Here is a 19,095-nt window from a genome sequence, read left to right on the forward strand (position 1 = left end):
CTTGTTCGGGCGTTGTCAGCTCTTCGGCCAGAACGGTTTTGCCAGCGCCAGTTCGGGCGGGAACACCGTCACCGGCACGCCGGATTGCCACTGCACGATGGTCATGCCGGCGCCGACGCGGCGTCCTTTCCCGTCGAACTTGATCTCGCCCAGCGGGTAGTATTTCGAGGGGCCCGCATCCATGGTGCGCAGCGCTTCGGCGACGGCGACGCGGTCGGCCTTGCCGGCCTTCTCCAGCGCGTCCTTGATCACCCACATGTCGCCATAGGTGGAGATCGCGTTCTGCGTCATCCACGGCTCCTTGTAGCGGGTCTTCAATTCGGCGATCAGCGCTTCGTGGCCCTTGGCGCCCCAGCTGGCGACGCAGGTCAAGACGCCCTGGAGCAGTTCGGGGCTCACGGTCTGCAGCATGTCGGGTTCGGCAATCGCGATGCCGAACGAGATCGTCGGAACCTTGCCCTGGCCGAGGCCGAACTCGTTCATCTTCTCCAGCAGCAGCTTGGCGTCCGAGATCACCGTCGGCAGGAAGAAGAGCAGGTCGGGCTTGGCCGAGCGGATCTTCTGCACCAGCGACGTCGCATCTGCGAGCGGCGGCGTGAACGTCTCGTCGACGATCAGCTGCAGCTGGTTCTCCGCCAGCAGGCCCTCGCGCATCGACTTTGCGGAGGCGATTGACGCCGCGGTATTGTCGGTGAGGATCGCGACCGTCTTCGGCCGCTTGCCGGACGCCGTCTCCGCCAGCTTGATGATCTGCGGCAACGCCTGTCGTGCCTGGGAGCCCGCCGTGGCAGACGTCTGGAACACGTATTTGAAGCCGCGATCCGTGATCAGGTCGGAGTAGGAGAGGGTGAGGACGGGCAGGTTGGCGCGTTCGGTGACCTCGGTGACCGCGAGCGTGAACGACGACAGATAGGCGCCGCTTGCCGCGACGAGGTCGCTCTCCTGGGCCACCATGCGCTGGGCGGCGTTCTTGGCCTTCTCCGTGGTGTCGCCGGAATCGAGCACGACGAGCTTCAGCTTGGCGCCGCCGAGCGCCTTGATGCCGCCTTGCGCGTTGATGTGCTCCACCGCCATTTCGGCGCCCTCGCGCATCACCGTTCCCGGACGCGCATAGAGCCCGGAGATCGGCACCAGCAGGCCGACCTTGACTTCCGAGGGTTGCTGGGCCCAGGCACGGGATGCGATCAGCGTGCCGGAGGCGCCGGCAAGCAGCGTTCGTCGGGTGATCGTGATCTTGCTTCTTGCAGTCATGACAATCCTCCTCCCTTGAATATTCGCGACGCTGTCAGGATTTCTTCGGCCAGAACGGCTGCGCCTGCGCGAGGTCAGGCGGATAAACGGTGACTGGCACGCCCGACTGCCACTGCACGATGACGACGCCGGCGCCGATCCTGCGGCCCTTCTCGTCGAATTTGAGCTGACCGCCCGGATAGTATTTCGACGGACCGGCATCCATGGTGCGGAACGCCTGCGCGACCGCGTTGCGGTCGGCCTTGCCGGCCTTCTCCAGCGCTTCCTTCATCAGCCACATGTCGCCATAGGTCGAGATGACGTTCTGCGTCATCCAGGGCTCCTTGTATTTTGCCTTGAGCTCGGCGATCAGGGCCTCGTGGCCCTTCGAGCCCCAGTTGGCGACGATGGTCATGATGCCTTGCACCGTCTCCGGGCTCACGCTCTGGAGCATGTCCGGCTCGGCAATGGTGATGCTGAAGGACACGGTCGGGATCTTGCCCTGGCCGAGGCCGAACTCGCTGATCTTCTCCAGGCCCAGCTTGGCGTCCGACACCGCATTCGGCATGAACAGCAGCAGATCGGGCTTGGCCGAACGAACCTTCTGGATCAGCGGCGTCGCATCCGACAGCGGCGGCGTCCAGACTTCCTCGACCACCAGCTGGAGGCCTTCCTGCGCGAAAAGCCTTTCCTTGAGCGCCTTGGCCGTTGCGACCGATGTCGCGGTGTTGTCCATCAGCATCGCCACGGTCTTCGGCTTCCTGCCTGAGGCATTCTCGGCGAGCTTCATCAGCGTCGGCAGGCCGAGCTCGGACTGGCGGCTCGCGGTCGCAGCCGTCTGGAAAATGTACTTGAAGCCGCGGTCGGTGAGCAGGTCCGAATAGGACAGCGTCAGCACCGGCAGTTCGGCGCGCTCGGTCACCTCGGTGACGGCGAGCGTGAAGGAGGAGAGATAGGAGCCCGTTGCGGCGACCAGATCAGGCTCCTGCGCCACCATGCGCTGTGCCGCGTTCTTGGCTTTCTCGGTGGTGTCGCCGCAATCGATCACCACGAGCTTCAGCTTGGCGCCGCCGAGCGCCTTGATGCCGCCTTGCGCGTTGATGTGCTCGACGCCCATCTCGGCGCCCATCTTCATCACCTGGCCGGGGCGGGTATAGATGCCCGACAGCGGTACGATCAGCCCGACCTTGATCTCGCCGGGGGCCTGCGCGCGTGCCACGCCGGCGAGGCCGACGGCGGCGGCGCCCGACAGCACGGTCCGACGCGTCAAGCCCGTCGATATCCTGCCATTCGATGTCCTGTTCATCTTGTTTCCTCCCTGATCATTGTTCTTGAGTTCGTTACATGCCGAGATAGGCCTTCCGCACGCGGTCGTCGGCGCGCAGGGTGGCGTTGTTGCCTTGGAGCACGACGTGCCCGGCTTCGAGGACATAGCCGTGATCGGCGGATTCAAGCGCTTCCGCGACGCGCTGCTCGACCAGCAGCATGGTCAGTCCGGACTGGCGCCGTATCTCGATCAGGCGTTCGAAGATGAAGTCCGCGGTCGATGGCGCGAGCCCCATCGAGGGCTCGTCCAGCATCAAGAGCTTCGGCGAGGAGGCGAGACCGCGGCCGATTGCCAGCATCTGCTGCTGGCCGCCGGACATCGTGCCGGCGAATTGACTGCGGCGCTCCTTCAGTACCGGCAGCCATTCGAAGATCCGCTCGATATTGGCCTGCCAGTCCCGGCGCCCGCTCTCGGTCATCGCGCCCATTTCCAGATTCTCCATCACGGTCAGCGACGGGAAGACCTGGCGGCCCTCGGGGACGTGGGCGATGCCGAGATGGGCGCGCCGTGGCGGCGGCACCGCGAGGAGATCGACTCCGTCGAACGTGATTGCCCCGCCGCTCGGCTTCACGATGCCGGAGATCGTCTTGAACAGCGTGGTCTTGCCGGCGCCGTTCGGACCGACGATCGCGACGAACTGACCCGCGCCGACTTCGATCGAGACGTCGTTCAGGACGGGCTTCGCGGAATAGCCCGCGCTCAATCCCTCAATTCGCAGCATGGCCCACCCATTTCTTGCCGAGATAGGCTTCGATCACCCGGCTGTCGCGTGTCACCACCTCGGGCAGCCCCTCGGTGATGACGGCGCCGTGGTCGAGCACGAGGAAGCTGTCGACCAGGCGGACCATCGCCTGCATCGTGTGCTCGATGATCGCGATGGTCATGCCGTCGCGTGCGAGCTGCTGGATCACGGCGACGACCTCGTCGGCTTCGCCATGGCCGAGGCCCGCGAGCGTCTCGTCGAGCAGCAGGATGCGCGGCTGGCCGGCGATGGCGCGGGCAAGCTCCATCAGCCGCAACTCCTTGGTCGAAAGCTCGCCGGCGACACGGTCCGCCACGGCGGAGAGCCCGACGCGGGCGACGGCGTCGGCGGCAAGCTTGCGCGCCTCCTCGTCGGATCGCGCGCGCACATAGGCGCCCACCACGACATTGTCGAGGATCGACATGCGCAGGAACGGCCGCATCACCTGGAAAGTGCGGCCGATGCCGGCCTCGCAGATCACGTGCGGGCGCTGGCCGGACATGTTGCGGCCGTCGACCAGCACCTCGCCCTGGTTCGGCTTCAGGAAGCCGTTGAGGAGATTGAACAGCGTGGTCTTGCCGGCGCCGTTCGGTCCGATAATGCCGAGGATCTCGTTCTTGTGCAGCTTGAAGCTGACATCCTGCACCGCCTTGAGGCCGCCGAAGGAGCGCGACAGGTTCTTGACCTCGAGCACGACCTCGCCGGTCGCGGCGCGCTGTCGCATGGCGGGTTTCAGCGCCGTGACGTTGGCGGTCGATGCCACTGGGGCCGCGGCACCAGCTGCCTCGGGGGCGAACCGCTTGCGCAGGAGGTCGCGCAACTTCCAGAACAGTCCCTCCGGCGCCATCAGGATGACGCAGACGATGGCGAAGCCGAAGATCACGCCCTGAATGCCGGGGAAGCGCGCGCCGGCCTCGGCGTGCAGGATCTCGGCAAGGGGAATCAGGATCACCGAGCCGATCACCGGCCCCCAGACCGTGCCGACGCCGCCGAACATCGCCACCGTCAGCGCCTGCGCGGACACCAGCATGCCGAACACCGATTGCGGCGTCACGACCAGCAGCACCTGTGCGTAGAAGCCGCCGATGGCGGCGGCGATTGCCCCGCTCAGCGTGATTGCGCGCAGTTTCCAGGCCAAGGTGTTGATCCCGGCTGCCTCGGCCGCCGCCTCGTTCTGCTTGATCGCGAGCAGGGCCATGCCGAAGCGGGATCGCTCGATCACCTGCGTCAGCACGATGGTGGCGAACATGATGGCCAGCCCCAGCAGGGTGTAGAGATGCGGATCGGCGAACTGCATATAGGCGATCGGCGCCTCGCGCTTGATCGGAAGCGTCACCTCCTGGAAGCCGAGCCACTCGAAGACGTAGAGGATGGCGAGCGGATAGGCGAGCATCGCCAAGGCGAAATAGTGGCCTTGCAGGCGGAAGGTCGGGAAGCCGATCAGCAGCCCGGCGATGCCGCCGAGCATGGCGGCGATCGGGATCAGCAGCCACGGCGAGATGTTGAAATAGATCTGCCCGAGCGCGGTCGCATAGGCGCCGATCCCGAAGAAGGCGGCGTGACCGAACGAGATCAGGCCGGTATAGCCGCTGAGCAGATTCCACGACAGCCCGAACACCGCCCATACGGGCACCAGCGTCAGGATGAGCTGGTAGTACGAGTTGGTGACGCCGAGCGAGATCCCGGCATAGGCAAGCGTGAAGAGCAGGGGAGGCAGAAAGGAACGCATCCGGAGCATGCTCACGTCCTCTCGACCATGCGCCCGAAGAAGCCTTGCGGGCGGAAGAAGACGATGAGGAGGAAGACGGCGAAGATCGCCGCGTTCTGCAACTGCGTCGGCAGGATCAGCGTCGACATCTGCTGCACGAGGCCGATCGTCATGCCGCCCCAGAAGGCGCCGATGATGCTGCCCATGCCGCCGAGCACGACGCCGGCATACATGACGATGACGTATTCGAGGCCGACGAACGGATGGAACGGGTAGTTGGTGGCGAGCAGGCCGCCGGCGATCGCGGTGATGCCGCAGCCGAGCGCGAAGGCGGTGCGGTGTGCGCGGTCGACGTCGATGCCCATATAGGTCGCTGCGGTCGGATTGTCCGCGGCAGCGCGGAGCGACTTTCCGATCCGGGTCCGCGCGATCAGCAGCGAGAGCAGGGTCATGATCGCCAGCGAGACGATCGCGTCGATGCTGCGCGCCTTGTTGAGGAAGATGCTCATGTCGAAGAATGGGCCGAGCTCCCAGGCCGAGCTCGACAGCGGCGTGCGGATCGAGGCCAGCACCGAGCCGAACACGATGAGGCCGCCGTTCTGCAGGATCAACGCGATGCCGAGCGTGAGGATGAGCTGGGCGTAATGACCTTCGCCTTCCAGCGAGGCGGTGCGCGTGCCTGACACGTGCGAGATCAGCATCCGATGAACGAAATAGCCGAACACGGCGAGCACGGGGCCGGCCAGCAGGATCGCGACGAACGGTCCGACCGTGTTGCCGAACACCGCCTGAACGCCGGCGGCGGTGAAGAGATGGAAGGCGGCGTACATGCCGAGCATCATGAAGTCGCCATGGGCGAAGTTGATGACCCGCATGACGCCGAAGATCAGGCCGAGCCCGACACACATCAGGCCGTAGATGGCGCCGATCAGAAGGCCCGCGGCGAGCGCTTGCAGGAATCCTTCCATCAGCCCCGCCTCCGTGCGGCGTCTGCACCGGCTGCTGACGATGCTACGTTGGTCTCCAAGTCGACCATGTCTCCCCCATAACTCTCCGGCACTTCTTATGATGCCGATCGTAAGGTCCGTTCCGTTGCGTCGAGGCGACATTGCGCGGCGATGATTCCGGCATTGTCGAGCTGTTCGCAGTCGTCGATGAATTGCTCGAGCCGATGCGCGCGATCGCCGCCGAGGACTCTGGCTGCGGAGCTGCGGAAGCGTGCGCGAATGTCTGAAGGTGTTGCGGCGATGACGTCGGGCAGGGCGTGCCGGAAGGTCCGGCCGTCGCGCAGATGCACGGTTACATCCGCGCCCTGCTTGCCGGGGAAGGCGGCGGTGAAGCCGGGATCCGCCTTGAGGTCCGTGACCGAAACCAGCCGGGCGATGTCGGCATCATCGAGCCCCGCATAGTTCTCTTCCTCGATCTCACCCCGCGCCAACGTAGCTGCGACGCTGAAGGGGATGCTCATCTTGGCCTGGAGCGCATTCCGATAGGGGCCCGTGGAGTCGCAGCCGGGATAGCGGACGGCGGCATCGGGAGCGCGAATGACGACGCGGCTGATGTCGTCGATGCCGGCAAGCTCGTGCGAGACGCGAAGCGCTGCCTGTGCAGCTGTCTGCGCAAAATTGCAGGCGGGGACCGGCTTGTTGTAGACGGCCATGATCTCGCACTCGCCGTTCGGGAAGAGCGTGATGCTGTCGGGCGCGGCCTGGCGGCGGTAGGCGGCGAACAGGCCGGCTTCGCCCTCCAGTATGGTTTCCGAGCCGAAAGCGCCGGCTGCGGCAAGGCCGATGGCCTTGATCGCATTGCTGGCGGCAAAGCCCGGATGGAAATACATGTCCGAGCCGCCGGCATGCGGCCACTCGTTCAGTCCGCTGGACGTATTGGCCGCGATCGCGATGGCGCTGGTCGCCTGGTCCTCGGAAAGCCCGAGCGCGTAGCTTCCGCCGAGCGCAGCGCCCAGGGGGGCTACAAGTCCGGTGGGGCGATAGAGGCGCGCGAGATCGGACGTCAGCAGCGCGCGGCCGATTCGCGCGCCGGCCTCATAGCCGATGATGGCGGCTGTGAGCAGCCTGACGCCGTGCAGCGGGGTCTGTTCGGACAGCGCGAGGAGAGTGGGCCAGATCACGACGCCGTGGTGCGCGATGCTGGCCGCATGCATGTCTTCGCGCACGAGGCCGTGACCCATCACGGCATTGGCGAAGGCTGAGCCGGTCGGCGAGGACAGTTGCGAGGTCCCGATGATTGTCGCGCTGCCGCCGCCTTGCGCGATCGCGATCGCCTGACGGCTCCAGGGGTGATGGCCCGCCTCGAAGGCGCAGGACAGGAAGTCGAGCAGGCAGAGCTTTGCCTTGGCGACGACCTCCGGCTCAAAGCAACCGATATTCAGCGCAAGCGCGCTCCGCGCCATCTGGCGCGCGAGCGGCACCTTGCCTGATCCGGTCGGGCCGATGGTCATCGCAGGTTGCTCTCCCCTGGGCCTGTGCGCTCAGCCGCGCATCTCGACTCCGGCCCACTCCTCGAGCACCTTGGCGATCGAGGTGAAATCGGACGAAGCGCCGTACTTGGCGTTGGTGATCGCCAGCATCTGCCGCACCACCGCGCCGCAGACCATCGGCACGCCCATGGCCTCGGCTTCATCCACGCAGAGACGGACATCCTTGTAGGAAAGACCGGTGGTGAAGCCGAAATCGAAGGTGCCCGGCAGCACCGCGCGTGGGAATTTGTCTTCGGAGGCGCTGTTGCGGCCGCTGCTGGCGTTGATGATGTCGATCAGCACCTTTGCGTTGACGCCGCCCTTGACGCCCATGGCGACGGCTTCCGACGTGATCACCAGCGCTGCGGCAGCCATCAGATTGTTGGCGAGCTTGGCCGTCTGCGCCACGCCGGGCTTGTCGCCGGTGTAGAACAGCTTGCCGAAATTCCTCAGGATCGGCTGAACCGTCTCGTAGGTGGATTGCGGGCACGACACCATTACCGCCAGCGTGCCGTTGACGGCGCCTTTGATGCCGCCGCTCACGGGCGCATCGACCAGGGTCATGCCCCTGGCTTTCAGCCCTTCCGCGACGAACTTCGCCGCGCCAGGGCCAGAGGTGGAGAGGTCAATCACGACCTTCGCGCGGTTGCCGCTGCTGATGCCGTCCTGGCCGAGCGCAACGGCCTTCACGATATCCGGTGTCGGCAGGCTGGCGAGCACGATGTCGGCGCGAGAGGCGACATCCGCAGGCGTTCTGCCGAGCTGGGCGCCGCGCTCGACCAGCGGCTGCGTCGCGTCGGCCTGCGTGTCGTAGACGACGAGCGAATAGCCCGCGTCCATCAATCGTCCCGCCATGGGGCCGCCCATGCGGCCCGTGCCGATCACGCCGAGCGTCTCTCCCGCCATCGTCTACTCCCTGTTGCGCGATCCGCCGTCGGGTGCGCTTTCCTGACCGTCGTCGATGTTGTTTCGACGGCCGGTCCGGCCGGCCGCCGTCATTGCGGCGGCGGGGATCCCGCGCCAGCGGGCGGATTGTTATGATTGTCAGACAAGCTGTCAAGCATAACATTTGGGGTCGACAGTTTGCCGCGGATCGGCATAAGGTCCAGGAAAACGAGGGAAGAAAACGAGGAAGACGCCCCGCGTGCCGCAAGATTCAATTTCGAGTGTGAGCAGGACGCTTGCCGATTTCATCGCAGCGTCGTCATGGGCGGACGTCGAGGCGCAAGGTCACGAGGCGCGACGGTCGATCCTCAATTTCTTTGCAACCGCGCTCGGCTCCGCACGCGATCCGGTCGTTACCGTCGCGATGCGCACGCTGTCGCCGTTCAGCGGGACCGCGACATCGACAATTATCGGTCTCTCCCAGCCGATGGATGCACTCTGCGCGTCGTTTCTCAATGCCATCTCGGCAAATCTGCTCGACTTCGACGATACGCATCCGGAAACGATCATTCATCCTGCCGCGCCGGTCGCAGCTCCTGTGCTGGCGCTCGCGGAGTCGCGCAGGCTATCGGGGCGCGAGGTGCTGACCGCGTTCATCCTCGGTGTGGATGTCGAATGCCGCATCGGCAATGCGGTCTCGCCGCACCACTACGCGCGCGGCTGGCACATCACATCGACCTGCGGAATCTTCGGCGCCGCGGCGGCGTGCGCGAGACTGTTGGGGCTGCCGGCGGAAGGAATCGCGAACGCCATCGGGCTAGCGGCGAGCCAGTCGGCCGGCAATGTCGAGAACCTGCCGAGCGCGGCCAAGAACGTGAGCGTGGGGAACGCCGCGCGCAACGGATTGTTCGCAGCGCTGCTCGCGCAGCAGGGCTACGAGGCCGCGCCGCGCGCCATCGAGGGGCCGCTCGGCTGGGCGCGCACCATGGGAGACGAGCCGGATCTCGCTCGTCTTCTCGATCGTCTCGGCAGGAGCTGGGAGATCGCGAAGAACACCTATAAGCCCTATCCCGCGGGCATCGTGTTCCATTCGGTCATCGACGCCTGCCTGTTGTTGCGCGAGCGGATTGACCGGAGGTGCGACCAGATCGAATGGGTGATTGTGCAGGGCTCGGCGCTGCTGCTGGCGCGCGGCGATCGCCCCGTCAACAACGAGCGTGATGCGCGAGTGAGCATCCAGCATTGCGTGGCTTGCGGGCTGTTGCTCGGCACGGCTGGCGTCGCCGAATTCGCGCACGACACCGTGGTCAGGCCCGATATCGCGCAGCTGCGACAAAAGGTGAGGGCGGAGCTGGACGCCGAGATGCCTGACGGCGCGGCACGCGTGACCTTGCGCCTGTCGTCCGGCGGGGTGTTGACCGAGACCGTCGTCTCGCCGCGCGGCAGCCTGGCGGCGCCGCTTGGAGATCGCGACCTCGAGGAAAAGCTGCGCGAGGGCGTGCGGACCGGTCGAAGCGATTGGGACGCGGACCGTGTCATCGACGCAGTCTGGCGGCTGGATACGGTCGATGACGTCGCCGCTCTCCTGCAATCGCTGCGGCCGCCGTTTGCGTCGAGCCATACCGCTTCCAACTAGAAGTTCTCAAGACCTGAAAGGGACGATCATGAGCAAGACTGAACTGTTCGAAAAGGGCCTCAAGGTCCGCAAGGAGGTGCTCGGCGAGGACTACGTCAACAAGTCGATCGCTGGTGCCGACGAGTTCACGCGCACGATGGCGGAGTGGTCGACCGAATTCTGCTGGGGGGCCTTGTGGACGCGGCCCGGCGTCGACCGTCGCACCCGCTCGATCGTCAATCTGGCGATGCTCGGCGCGCTGAACCGGCCGCATGAGCTGAAGCTCCACGTGAAAGGTGCCCTGAAGAATGGGCTGACCAAGGAGGAGATCAAGGAGATCCTGCTCCAGGTCGCCGTCTATTGCGGCGTTCCCGCCGGCATCGACGCCTTCCGCAATGCCCGCGAGGCTTTCAACGAGGCCGACGCGCCCGGTTCCTGAGCGTGAATCCCATGGCTGGCCCGGAATACGAGCTTTTCGCGATTCGCTATGCCACGCGTGATGCGCAGCGGAGCGAGCACTTCATCGGCGGCGACCCGCATGACGGGCCGATGCCGATGGACTATTTCATGTGGCTGGCCAAGGGAAGTGGAGGCACCTTCGTCATCGACACGGGGTTCAACGCGGAAATCGCAAGGCAGCGCAGGCGGACATTCCTGCGCTGCCCGGTGGAAACGCTGGCCGCGTTCGATGTCGACGTCGCCGACGTCAAGGACGTCATCCTCACGCATCTGCACTACGACCACGCCGGCAATTTCGACCGGTTTCCGAATGCGCGCTTTCATCTCCAGGAGCGCGAACTCGCCTACGCCACCGGGCGCTATATGCACTATCCGCGACTGTCGCATTCCTTCGAGGTCGAGGATGTCTGCGGAATCGTGCGGCTGAACTACGCGCGCCGGGTGCTGTTCTACGACGGCGACGCTGAGATCGCGCCCGGATTGACCGTTCATGCCGCCGGCGGCCATTCCGCCGGTCTTCAGTTTGTCCGCGTCACCACGCGACGTGGGCCCGTCGTGCTCGCCTCCGACGTCAGTCATTTCTACGAGAACATGACCAGCGAGCGTCCGTTCACGACGGCGTTTCATGTCGGCGACATGCTGGTGGGATTCGACAGGCTGCGCGCCGCAGCACCCAGCGCGGACCACATCGTCCCCGGCCATGATCCGCAGGTCATGAAGCTCTACCCGGCGCCAAGACCTGAGCTGAATGGTGTCGCCGTTCGCCTCGACGTCGCGCCGTCCGGAGCCCCTCATTCATAGGACGTCGAGCATGGGGTGGTGTAACCATAAAAATCGATTTTCGATTTTCTATTGACCCGCGCACACTGCCTTGCAATCATCCGGGCATGAGTCCGCTTCAGTTCCAGTTGTCCGGAAGCCCCGGGGATGGTCCGCGCAGCCTGACGTCGGCGCTGCACGAACGCCTGCGCGCCGATATTCTGGCGACTCGGCTGCTGCCGGGGCAGAAGCTGCATATCGCGGGGCTCGCCAAGCAGTTCTCCGTGAGCCTCGCGGCCGTCCGGGAGGCGCTGTCGCGGCTGGTCGCCGACGGGCTCGTGCAGGCTTCCGACCAGCGCGGCTTTCGGGTGAGCCCGGTGTCGCTCGCCGATCTCGCCGACGTGACGCAGACGCGGATCGACATCGAGGGGCTTGCGCTCCGCCGTTCGATCGAGCGCGGCGACGATGCCTGGCTCGCATCGGTGAAATCGGCCTGGGCGGATCTGAAGGCCGTTCCCTATCACTACCCCGACGACCCTACCGTGCACTACGAGGAGTGGGTGATCCGTCATCGCATCTTCCACCGTGCGCTGGTCAACGCCTGCGGCTCGTCCTGGCTGCTCGGCTTTCGCGACGTGCTGCATGAGCAGAGCGAGCGCTATCGCCGGCTATCGATCCGTCGCGAGATCGGTAGCAAGCCGCGCGACGTCGAAGCTGAGCACAAGGCGATCGTCGCTGCCGTGATCAAACGCGATGCGGATGCGGCAGTTCGCGCGTTGTCAAGGCACTTCGGCATCACCAAAGAGTTCGTCGAGCTCGCTGCCTCGCGCATTGCGGAGGTGAGCAGCGCGACCTGACGATCCGGAAAATCCGGCAAACAAGAACAGAGACCGGGAGGAAGCAGATCATGAAGATCAATCGCCGTTACGTCATGCCGCTCGTCGCCGCCGCAATTCTTGCCGGCCCTGCGAGCGCCGCCGACACCATTCGCGTCGGCCTGCCCACGAAAACCTATTGGCCGACGACGATCGCCGAGACGGCTGTGAGGCAAAAACTGTTCGAGAAGGAGGGCATCCAGGCGGAACTGACCATCTACCGCAGTGGCGCCGAGACGTTCGAGGGCATGGCTGCGGGCGCGGCCGACATCATCCTCGATCCGCCGTCGCTGGTCTCGGCCGGACGCAAGAAGGGCGTGATGTCGCGGATCGTCGCGAATGCCGCAATGGGCAATTTCGGCTGGCAGTTGATGGTGCCGACCAAATCCACGCTCGACGTCAAGGGCCTCAACGGCAAGAAGGTTGCGATCACCGCGGCCGGCTCCGGCTCGGACCTGCTTGCGCTGTGGACCATCCAGGACAAGAAGATCGACTTCACGCGCGTCCCGGTCGGTGGCGGCGGCCTGGTGCCGAACCTGCTCGCCGGCAATGTCGACGCCGCCGTGGTCTATTCGCCGCTGAGCTTCCAGATCTCGAAATCAGGCGAAGCCAAGACCATCCTCGACTATTCGACCGCGGTTCCGCCGAACCTCACCGCGGGCTGGATCGTGCTCGACAAATTCGCCGATGCGAAACCCCAGCTCGTGCAGAAAGCGGTGAACGCCCTCTATGGTGCGGTCGCGTTCATGCGCGCCAATCGCGACGTCACCGTCAAGCTGATCGCCGAGCTCTACGAGATGCCGCCGGAGATCGCCGGCCTGGAATACGACAATACGATCATGAAGCTCGAGACCAGCGGCGACATGGGCGCGCCCAACGTGAATGCGGCCGTGCAGTTGTCGCTCGACCTCGCCAAGCTCGGCGGTCTCAAGGACATCGTGCCAGTCGAGGACGTGATCTCGACCAAGTTCAAGCCCGTCCCGACCAGGTAGCGGCGATGCAGAGCACGCTCGTCATCAACCTTGCGCGGATCGCGATCATCGTCGCGATCCTGGCGCTGTGGGAGGTGCTGTCGCGCACCGGCATCGTCAATCCTCGCCTGCTGCCGTCGGCGTCCGACACGTTCGTGACGCTTGGAGACCTCCTCCAGCGCGCGGCCGTGCAGAAGGACCTGATGGTCACCGCGACCGAGGTGCTGGCGGCGTTCGCGCTGGCCGTGCCCTTTGGCGCGATGATCGGCTTCCTGGTCGCGGAGAACCGCTACTTCGCCGACGTCGCCAAGCCGCTGCTGTTCTTCGCCTTCAGCATCCCGAAGTCGATCTTCCTGCCGATGTTCATCCTCGTGTTCGGCGTCGGCTTTGCCCAGAAGGTCGGCTTCGGCTTTTTCTCGACCATCTTCATCGTGATCATGTCGACCACGACCGCGGTAGAGTCGGTCAAGGTCGAGCATCTGACGGTGGCGCGCTCCTATGGCGCAACCCCGATGCAGACCGCGTTCCGCGTCTACCTGCCCAGCATGCTGCCGGTGCTGCTGGAGGCCTTGCGGATCTCCATGATCTTCAACCTCACCGGCGTAATCCTCGCCGAGATGTACGCCTCGCGCGACGGCATCGGCCACCAGATCGCGACCTGGGGCGAGAATTTCCAGATGAAGCAGCTGCTCGCCGGCGTCGTGATGGTCGCCGCGATCGCCATGACCTTCAACGAGCTTGTCAGATGGGTGGAAACGCGATGCAGCCATTGGCGAACGTGACCCCGTTGAAGCCCGCCGCGCGCGCCGGCGCAATCGAGGTGAAGAATGTCGGCCAGGTCTTCAAGACCAGGTCGCAGGACGTCGTCGCGCTGGAGGATGTCTCGCTGGAGATCAAGCCCGGCCGTTTTGTGGTGCTGGTCGGCCCGAGCGGCTGCGGCAAGTCGACCCTTTTGATGATGATGGCGGGGCTGCGGCAGCAGACCGCAGGCACGATCACCATCAATGGCGCGCCGATCCTGCAGCCTGATCCCGACAGGGTCGGCGTCGTGTTCCAGGAGGCGAGCCTGTTTCCCTGGCTGACGGCGGAGGACAATGTCGAGTTTCCGCTGGCGCTGCGCGGCGTGCCGAAGACCGAGCGCCGGGCCAAGGCGCGGGATGCGCTGAAACTGGTCGGCCTCGAAGGTTTTGGCAAGCGCCACCCGCATGAGCTGTCAGGTGGCATGAAGCAGCGTGTCTCGATCGCGCGCGGGCTGGTGCAGGATCCGCCGGTGCTATTGATGGACGAGCCGTTCGCGGCGCTCGACGAGCAGACGCGTATGACCATGGGCGATGAACTGCTGCGGATCTGGGCGGCGACCGGAAAGACCGTCGTCTTCGTCACGCACAGCCTCACCGAAGCCGTCTATCTCGCCGACGAGGTGATCGTGATGTCGGCGCGGCCCGGCCGCATCGTGGATCATCTTCAGGTCCAGCTGCCGCGGCCGCGCACCTACGAGATGCTGAGCGGCGATGCCTTCGGGAGCTTGCGCGATCGCATCTGGCGGCACATCCGCAAATCGGCGTGAGGCGGAGATGAGCGCCAGGATAAGTGCGAAGACGCTGCGATATCTGATCGTGATCGGCCTGATCGCGCTGTGGGAGCTGTTGCCGCGCACCGGCCTCATTCCCGAGCTGTTCCTGCCGTCGCTGTCCTCGACGCTGATGGCGGGGTGGACCGAGGCCGGCGAGTACGGTCATGCGCTCGGGGTGACCCTCTACGAGGTCGTGGTCTCCATGGCGTTTGCCTGCGGTGGCGGCATCCTGCTCGGCGCCGTTGTCGGCAGCCTGCCGCGTCCGCGTGTGCTGATCATGCCAATGATATCGAGCCTCTATGCGGTGCCGCTCGTGATCCTCTATCCCGTCTTCACGGTCTGGCTCGGCATCGGCTCGGAGTCCAAGATCGCCTTCGCCTCGATCTACGGCTTCCTGCCGACGATGCTTGCCACCGCGGCCGGTATCCAGACCATCGACCCGCAACTCCTGCTCGCGGCCCGCAGCATGGGTGCGACGCTGGGCCAGCGGCTGGTCCGCGTCATCATCCCGGCGGCGATCCCGACCGTGCTGTCGGGCCTGCGCGTCGGCGGCGCGCTGGTGATCGTCGGCGTCGTCGTCTCGGAGATGCTGATCTCCTCGGCCGGCATCGGCTATCTGATCTCGCGCTACCGCACCATCCTCGACAGTCCGCACGTGTTCGCGGGCGTGCTGCTGGTGCTGTTTCTCGCCATCGCCTTCAACGCCGCGATCCGCTGGATCGAGCGCAAGGCGGCGATCTGGCAGACCGGCACCCGCGCCGGCCAGGCCAATGACGAGATCGCGTCGGGCACGATGCAGCCGGCGACCTGAGGTATTCCAGCGTGTACGATTTGACCCTGACATTCGACAACGGTCCCGATCCCGATGTAACGCCGCGCGTGCTCGACATCCTCGGCGCGCGCGGAATCAAGACCACCTTCTTCGTCATAGGCGAGAAGCTTGCCGCACCCGAGCGGCGCGGCCTTGCGGTGCGTGCGCACGGGGAGGGCCACTGGATCGGCAATCATACCTTTACGCACAGCATTCCGCTCGGGGAGCAATCGGAGCGCGATACCGCAGAAAACGAGATCGGCCGCACGCAGCGAGCGATCGGCGATCTCGCGCATCCGCAGCGCTGGTTCCGGCCGTTCGGCGGCGGCGGCAATCTGGACAAGCGGCTGCTGAAACCTTCCGTCGTCGACTATCTCACCCGCAACAAGCACAGCTGCGTGCTCTGGAACGCAATCCCGCGCGACTGGGATGATCCCGAGGGCTGGACCGAGCGCGCACTTGACCAATGCAGCCGGCAGCCCTGGACGCTGATGGTGCTGCACGATCTGCCGACCGGTGCGATGAATGGCCTCGAGCGATTCCTCGACCGGGCCGAGGCGGCCGGCGCCCGCTTCCGCCAGGACTTCCCGCCGCAATGCGTTCCGATCCGCAGCGGCGAGATTGCCGTTCCGATCGACGACTATGTCTCCTCCATCGAAGAGAGTGTTTGACCGATGAAAGTTGCAAGCTTCACGATCGCCGGGGCCGCGAGCTATGGCATCGTCACCGACAAGGGCGTCATCGATGCCGGCAAGCGCCTGAAGGCATATCCGACGCTGAAGGCGCTGTTGACCAAGGGCTCACTCGACGAACTGAAGAAGCTGGCCGGCGAGAAGCCCGACTGCACGCTGCAGGACGTCGCGCTGCTGCCGACCGTGCCGGATCCCGACAAGATCTTCTGCATCGGCGTCAACTACGCCACGCATCTGACCGAGAGCGGCCATCCGACGCCGGCACATCCGATGATCTTCACCCGCTTTGCCAACAGCCAGGTCGGTCATGGCCAGCCGATGATCCGGCCGCTCGAATCCGAACGTTTCGATTATGAGGGCGAGATGGCCGTCATCATTGGCAAGGCCGGGCGCCGCATTTCGCGCGAATCCGCGCTCAGCCACGTCGCCGGCTATGCCTGCTACAACGACGGCAGCATCCGTGACTGGCAGCGCCACACCTCGCAATTCGCGCCGGGCAAGAATTTCGCCGGCACCGGCGGCTTCGGGCCCTGGATGGTCACGACCGACGAGTTGACCGACATCAGCAAACAGACGCTGATCACGCGTCTCAATGGCGTCGAGGTGCAGAAGGCCCCGATCTCCGATCTCGTGTTCGACGTGCCGGCCCTGATCGCCTATTGCTCGACCTTCACCGAGCTCGTTCCGGGCGACGTCATCGTGACAGGCACGACCGGTGGCGTCGGCGCCTATCGCACGCCGCCGCTCTGGATGAAGGGCGGCGATGTCGTCGAGATCGAGATCTCCGGCATCGGCATCCTGCGCAATCCCGTGAAGGACGAGGGAGCAGCCGCGGCGACGCGGGCGGCCTGAGCGGCCGCCCTCACCAGGAACAGGAAGGAGGACCCCATGCCCATGCCGACACACATCCTGCCGACCACCGTGGTCGGCAGTTACCCGCAGCCGGAATGGCTGGTCAATCGTGCGATGCTGTCGAAGGTGGTGCCGCGTACCCGGCTGCACGACATGTGGCGGTTGCCGGCCGAGCATCTGGAGGAGGCGCAGGACGACGCGACCATCGTCGCGATCCGAGATATGGAGCGTGCCGGCATCGATATCGTGACCGACGGCGAAATCCGCCGCGAGAGCTATTCCAACCGCTTCGCCACGGCGCTCGACGGCATCGACGGGGACAAGCCCGCGATGATCGTGGCGCGCACCGGCAACACCCAGACCCCGGTGCCGCGCGTGGTTGGCCCGGTGAAGCGCAAAGGTCCCGTCGAATTGCATGACATGCAATTCCTGCGCGAGAACACCGATCGCGCCGCCAAGATCACCTTGCCGGGCCCGTTTACCATGAGCCAGCAGGCCAGGAACGAGTTCTACAAGGATGAGGAGGAGCTCGCGATGGCCCTCGCCGAGGCCGTCAATGCCGAGGCGCTCGATCTGCAGAAGGCCGGCGCCGACGTGATTCAGCTCGACGAGCCCTGGGTGCGCAACAATCCGGAGCTGGCCAAGCGCTACGCCGTGAAGGCGATCAACCGCGCCTTGAAGGGCATCACCGTGCCGACCGTCGTCCATCTCTGTTTCGGCTATGCGGCGGTCGTACCGGGCTCGAACAAGCCGGCCGGCTATTCCTTCCTCGCCGAACTCGACGACACCACCGCCGACCAGATCTCGATCGAGGCCGCACAGCCGAAGCTCGACCTCGGCGTGCTCAAGGACCTCTCGTCGAAGAAGATCATGCTCGGTGTGCTCGACCTCGCGGACCCCGCGATCGAGAGCGTCGACACCGTGGCCGATCGTATCCGCAACGGTCTGAAGCATGTTTCACCAGATCGCCTCATCCCGGCGCCCGATTGCGGCATGAAGTACATGCCGCGGGCAACCGCGTTCGGAAAGCTGAAGGCGATGTGCGAGGCGGCGGCCATGGTTCGGCGGGAGATCGGTTGACGCGTTTCCGAGAGGCGTCTCGATGTCCGTCGTCCGCTTCGGGGTCATAAGCTGGCATCGGTGCCGAGCGCCCCCTCCGCTGAGCGGGTAGGGCAATCGCATATGGGAGCGATCTCGCCTGTGGCCATCCTTCGAGACGCCCGCCGTTGGCGGGCCCTCAGGATGAGGACCTGGGTGCGCGGCACGAGTTTCAACGGGCACCAATGTTGGTTAGCCTCATCCTGAGGAGACCGCGAAGCGGTCGTCTCGAAGGACGAGGCGCTCGCTAAACTGCCGCTCGGAAGTCATATGCGATTGCCCTGGCTGAGCGGGGGGATGGCTCATACGCGACTCATGGATTTGCGCAAAGCGCAGACCAGTAACCAAAATCGAGCGTTTGTCGTGTGTTTCCGCTGTGGCCTCGTGTTGATCCCGAACAAGCTTCTACGATAGCTCGTCCCCATCTCGAGTTGGGCGCAACCGCCAGTCCTCGTCTTGTTTGCGATGTTGTCGGGGAGACTCCCGTCGAGCATCGGGTCGCTGGCAATCTCAGCCGGAATTCCTGCAGCATCCAATTCTTCCAAGACGATATCACGCAACTCATCGTCCAGTCCGCCGAGCTGAATTCTTCCATTCGCTTGAGTATCCGTACAGCCGTGCAAGCTGATGCAACGCTGAGCGTTCTCAACCAACTTCGTGGCTATTGGCTCATCGTAGTGAGAAGCTGTCACATGCAGCTCGCCGTTGCGGGAGGGCAGCAACCCCTCAAAGAGCCAGAGGTCATGCAACCCATAACCATCAACGGAGGCCGCCAGCGTAGCTGGATGGTATCCGGCCGCAGCGAGGGCGATCTCGCTCGTTCCGGTCTCGATCCCACCTCCGTGGAGAGCCATGACTATCTTCTGCGTTTCCGCGTTGTCTATGGCCTGTCTTTCCGCCATTTGACGCCACTCGTGGCGCAACCATCTTTTTCCATATGTCGTCCCTTCGATGTTGTTCGGATCATCATACAGAGCACTCATGGAACGATATATATCGGGTCCTCGTGGCATATCACCGAT

At 64.9% G+C, this 19,095-nt stretch carries 19 protein-coding genes; 11 read left to right on the top strand and 8 right to left on the bottom strand.

The annotated features are described in order from the left end of the window. Positions 1-15 precede the first annotated feature (15 nt). The 7 genes from XH87_RS33955 to XH87_RS33985 form a co-directional block, all read right to left on the bottom strand. Positions 16-1,251 (bottom strand): ABC transporter substrate-binding protein, encoded by a 1,236-nt coding sequence (locus tag XH87_RS33955; protein WP_271590567.1) that lies wholly within the window; start codon positions 1,249-1,251, stop codon positions 16-18. Positions 1,252-1,285: 34 nt separating this feature from the next. Further along, positions 1,286-2,536: an ABC transporter substrate-binding protein gene (locus tag XH87_RS33960; protein ID WP_271590568.1), complete on the bottom strand. Its 1,251-nt coding sequence runs from the start codon at positions 2,534-2,536 to the stop codon at positions 1,286-1,288. Positions 2,537-2,570: 34 nt separating this feature from the next. Continuing rightward, positions 2,571-3,278 (bottom strand): ABC transporter ATP-binding protein, encoded by a 708-nt coding sequence (locus XH87_RS33965; protein WP_271590569.1) that lies wholly within the window; start codon positions 3,276-3,278, stop codon positions 2,571-2,573. Continuing rightward, positions 3,265-5,037 (bottom strand): branched-chain amino acid ABC transporter ATP-binding protein/permease, encoded by a 1,773-nt coding sequence (locus XH87_RS33970; RefSeq protein ID WP_271590570.1) that lies wholly within the window; start codon positions 5,035-5,037, stop codon positions 3,265-3,267. The genes XH87_RS33965 and XH87_RS33970 overlap by 14 nt, the downstream gene beginning before the upstream one ends. Positions 5,038-5,039: 2 nt before the next feature. After that, entirely contained in the window at positions 5,040-5,975 is a 936-nt protein-coding gene (locus tag XH87_RS33975) for a branched-chain amino acid ABC transporter permease (RefSeq protein WP_271590571.1), read from the bottom strand. Between the two features lie 95 nt (positions 5,976-6,070). Next, a complete protein-coding gene (locus XH87_RS33980) occupies positions 6,071-7,465 on the bottom strand; it encodes an MmgE/PrpD family protein (RefSeq protein ID WP_271590572.1) in 1,395 nt (464 codons plus the stop codon). Positions 7,466-7,495: 30 nt separating this feature from the next. Next, positions 7,496-8,389 carry an NAD(P)-dependent oxidoreductase gene (locus XH87_RS33985; protein ID WP_271590573.1) on the bottom strand — a complete coding sequence of 298 codons (894 nt, stop codon included), beginning with the start codon at positions 8,387-8,389 and terminating at the stop codon, positions 7,496-7,498. 262 nt (positions 8,390-8,651) lie between these two features. Between XH87_RS33985 and XH87_RS33990 the strand changes: the two genes are divergently transcribed. From XH87_RS33990 to XH87_RS34040, 11 genes are all read left to right on the top strand, one after another. Beyond that, a complete protein-coding gene (locus XH87_RS33990; RefSeq protein ID WP_271590574.1) occupies positions 8,652-10,004 on the top strand; it encodes an MmgE/PrpD family protein in 1,353 nt (450 codons plus the stop codon). A gap of 28 nt (positions 10,005-10,032) precedes the next feature. Beyond that, on the top strand, positions 10,033-10,422 hold the full coding sequence (locus XH87_RS33995; protein ID WP_271590575.1) for a carboxymuconolactone decarboxylase family protein: 390 nt from the start codon (positions 10,033-10,035) through the stop codon (positions 10,420-10,422). Between the two features lie 11 nt (positions 10,423-10,433). After that, entirely contained in the window at positions 10,434-11,243 is an 810-nt protein-coding gene (locus XH87_RS34000) for an N-acyl homoserine lactonase family protein (RefSeq protein ID WP_271590576.1), read from the top strand. An 86-nt stretch (positions 11,244-11,329) separates the two neighbouring features. Then, positions 11,330-12,058 carry a GntR family transcriptional regulator gene (locus tag XH87_RS34005; protein WP_035715177.1) on the top strand — a complete coding sequence of 243 codons (729 nt, stop codon included), beginning with the start codon at positions 11,330-11,332 and terminating at the stop codon, positions 12,056-12,058. A 50-nt stretch (positions 12,059-12,108) separates the two neighbouring features. Then, positions 12,109-13,068 carry an ABC transporter substrate-binding protein gene (locus XH87_RS34010; RefSeq protein WP_271590577.1) on the top strand — a complete coding sequence of 320 codons (960 nt, stop codon included), beginning with the start codon at positions 12,109-12,111 and terminating at the stop codon, positions 13,066-13,068. Between the two features lie 5 nt (positions 13,069-13,073). Further along, the gene (locus XH87_RS34015) at positions 13,074-13,829 is read left to right on the top strand and encodes an ABC transporter permease (protein WP_271590578.1); all 756 of its coding nucleotides are present in this window, start codon (positions 13,074-13,076) and stop codon (positions 13,827-13,829) included. After that, positions 13,808-14,614 (top strand): ABC transporter ATP-binding protein, encoded by an 807-nt coding sequence (locus XH87_RS34020; protein ID WP_271590579.1) that lies wholly within the window; start codon positions 13,808-13,810, stop codon positions 14,612-14,614. Before XH87_RS34015 ends, XH87_RS34020 begins: the two co-directional genes overlap by 22 nt. 7 nt (positions 14,615-14,621) lie before the next feature. Further along, positions 14,622-15,431 carry an ABC transporter permease gene (locus tag XH87_RS34025; protein WP_158670525.1) on the top strand — a complete coding sequence of 270 codons (810 nt, stop codon included), beginning with the start codon at positions 14,622-14,624 and terminating at the stop codon, positions 15,429-15,431. Between the two features lie 11 nt (positions 15,432-15,442). Further along, on the top strand, positions 15,443-16,102 hold the full coding sequence (locus XH87_RS34030) for a polysaccharide deacetylase family protein (RefSeq protein ID WP_271590580.1): 660 nt from the start codon (positions 15,443-15,445) through the stop codon (positions 16,100-16,102). A gap of 3 nt (positions 16,103-16,105) precedes the next feature. After that, complete coding sequence (locus XH87_RS34035) at positions 16,106-16,975, top strand: fumarylacetoacetate hydrolase family protein (protein WP_271590581.1); 870 nt, start codon at positions 16,106-16,108, stop codon at positions 16,973-16,975. Positions 16,976-17,011: 36 nt separating this feature from the next. Next, a complete protein-coding gene (locus tag XH87_RS34040; RefSeq protein ID WP_271590582.1) occupies positions 17,012-18,055 on the top strand; it encodes a uroporphyrinogen decarboxylase family protein in 1,044 nt (347 codons plus the stop codon). A 320-nt stretch (positions 18,056-18,375) separates the two neighbouring features. Here the strand turns inward: XH87_RS34040 and XH87_RS34045 are convergent, their stop codons facing one another. After that, positions 18,376-19,056, bottom strand: coding sequence for a poly-gamma-glutamate hydrolase family protein (locus XH87_RS34045; protein WP_271590583.1), 681 nt, complete (start codon positions 19,054-19,056; stop codon positions 18,376-18,378). Between the last annotated feature and the right edge of the window lie 39 nt (positions 19,057-19,095).

It is taken from the genome of Bradyrhizobium sp. CCBAU 53415 (genome assembly GCF_028128735.1).
Taxonomy (GTDB): Bacteria; Pseudomonadota; Alphaproteobacteria; order Rhizobiales; family Xanthobacteraceae; genus Bradyrhizobium.

Bases quoted from the DNA above. Each gene is read 5' to 3' on its own strand.
- XH87_RS34015 (WP_271590578.1), top strand. From the start codon at position 13,074: ATGCAGAGCACGCTCGTCATCAACCTTGCGCGGATCGCGATCATCGTC.
- XH87_RS33970 (WP_271590570.1), bottom strand. From the start codon at position 5,037: ATGCTCCGGATGCGTTCCTTTCTGCCTCCCCTGCTCTTCACGCTTGCC.
- XH87_RS34040 (WP_271590582.1), top strand. From the start codon at position 17,012: ATGCCCATGCCGACACACATCCTGCCGACCACCGTGGTCGGCAGTTAC.
- XH87_RS33995 (WP_271590575.1), top strand. From the start codon at position 10,033: ATGAGCAAGACTGAACTGTTCGAAAAGGGCCTCAAGGTCCGCAAGGAG.
- XH87_RS34020 (WP_271590579.1), top strand. From the start codon at position 13,808: ATGCAGCCATTGGCGAACGTGACCCCGTTGAAGCCCGCCGCGCGCGCC.
- XH87_RS33960 (WP_271590568.1), bottom strand. From the start codon at position 2,536: ATGAACAGGACATCGAATGGCAGGATATCGACGGGCTTGACGCGTCGG.
- XH87_RS33975 (WP_271590571.1), bottom strand. From the start codon at position 5,975: ATGGAAGGATTCCTGCAAGCGCTCGCCGCGGGCCTTCTGATCGGCGCC.
- XH87_RS34010 (WP_271590577.1), top strand. From the start codon at position 12,109: ATGAAGATCAATCGCCGTTACGTCATGCCGCTCGTCGCCGCCGCAATT.
- XH87_RS34005 (WP_035715177.1), top strand. From the start codon at position 11,330: ATGAGTCCGCTTCAGTTCCAGTTGTCCGGAAGCCCCGGGGATGGTCCG.
- XH87_RS33985 (WP_271590573.1), bottom strand. From the start codon at position 8,389: ATGGCGGGAGAGACGCTCGGCGTGATCGGCACGGGCCGCATGGGCGGC.
- XH87_RS34035 (WP_271590581.1), top strand. From the start codon at position 16,106: ATGAAAGTTGCAAGCTTCACGATCGCCGGGGCCGCGAGCTATGGCATC.
- XH87_RS33955 (WP_271590567.1), bottom strand. From the start codon at position 1,251: ATGACTGCAAGAAGCAAGATCACGATCACCCGACGAACGCTGCTTGCC.
- XH87_RS33980 (WP_271590572.1), bottom strand. From the start codon at position 7,465: ATGACCATCGGCCCGACCGGATCAGGCAAGGTGCCGCTCGCGCGCCAG.
- XH87_RS34045 (WP_271590583.1), bottom strand. From the start codon at position 19,056: ATGAGTGCTCTGTATGATGATCCGAACAACATCGAAGGGACGACATAT.
- XH87_RS34025 (WP_158670525.1), top strand. From the start codon at position 14,622: ATGAGCGCCAGGATAAGTGCGAAGACGCTGCGATATCTGATCGTGATC.
- XH87_RS33965 (WP_271590569.1), bottom strand. From the start codon at position 3,278: ATGCTGCGAATTGAGGGATTGAGCGCGGGCTATTCCGCGAAGCCCGTC.
- XH87_RS34000 (WP_271590576.1), top strand. From the start codon at position 10,434: ATGGCTGGCCCGGAATACGAGCTTTTCGCGATTCGCTATGCCACGCGT.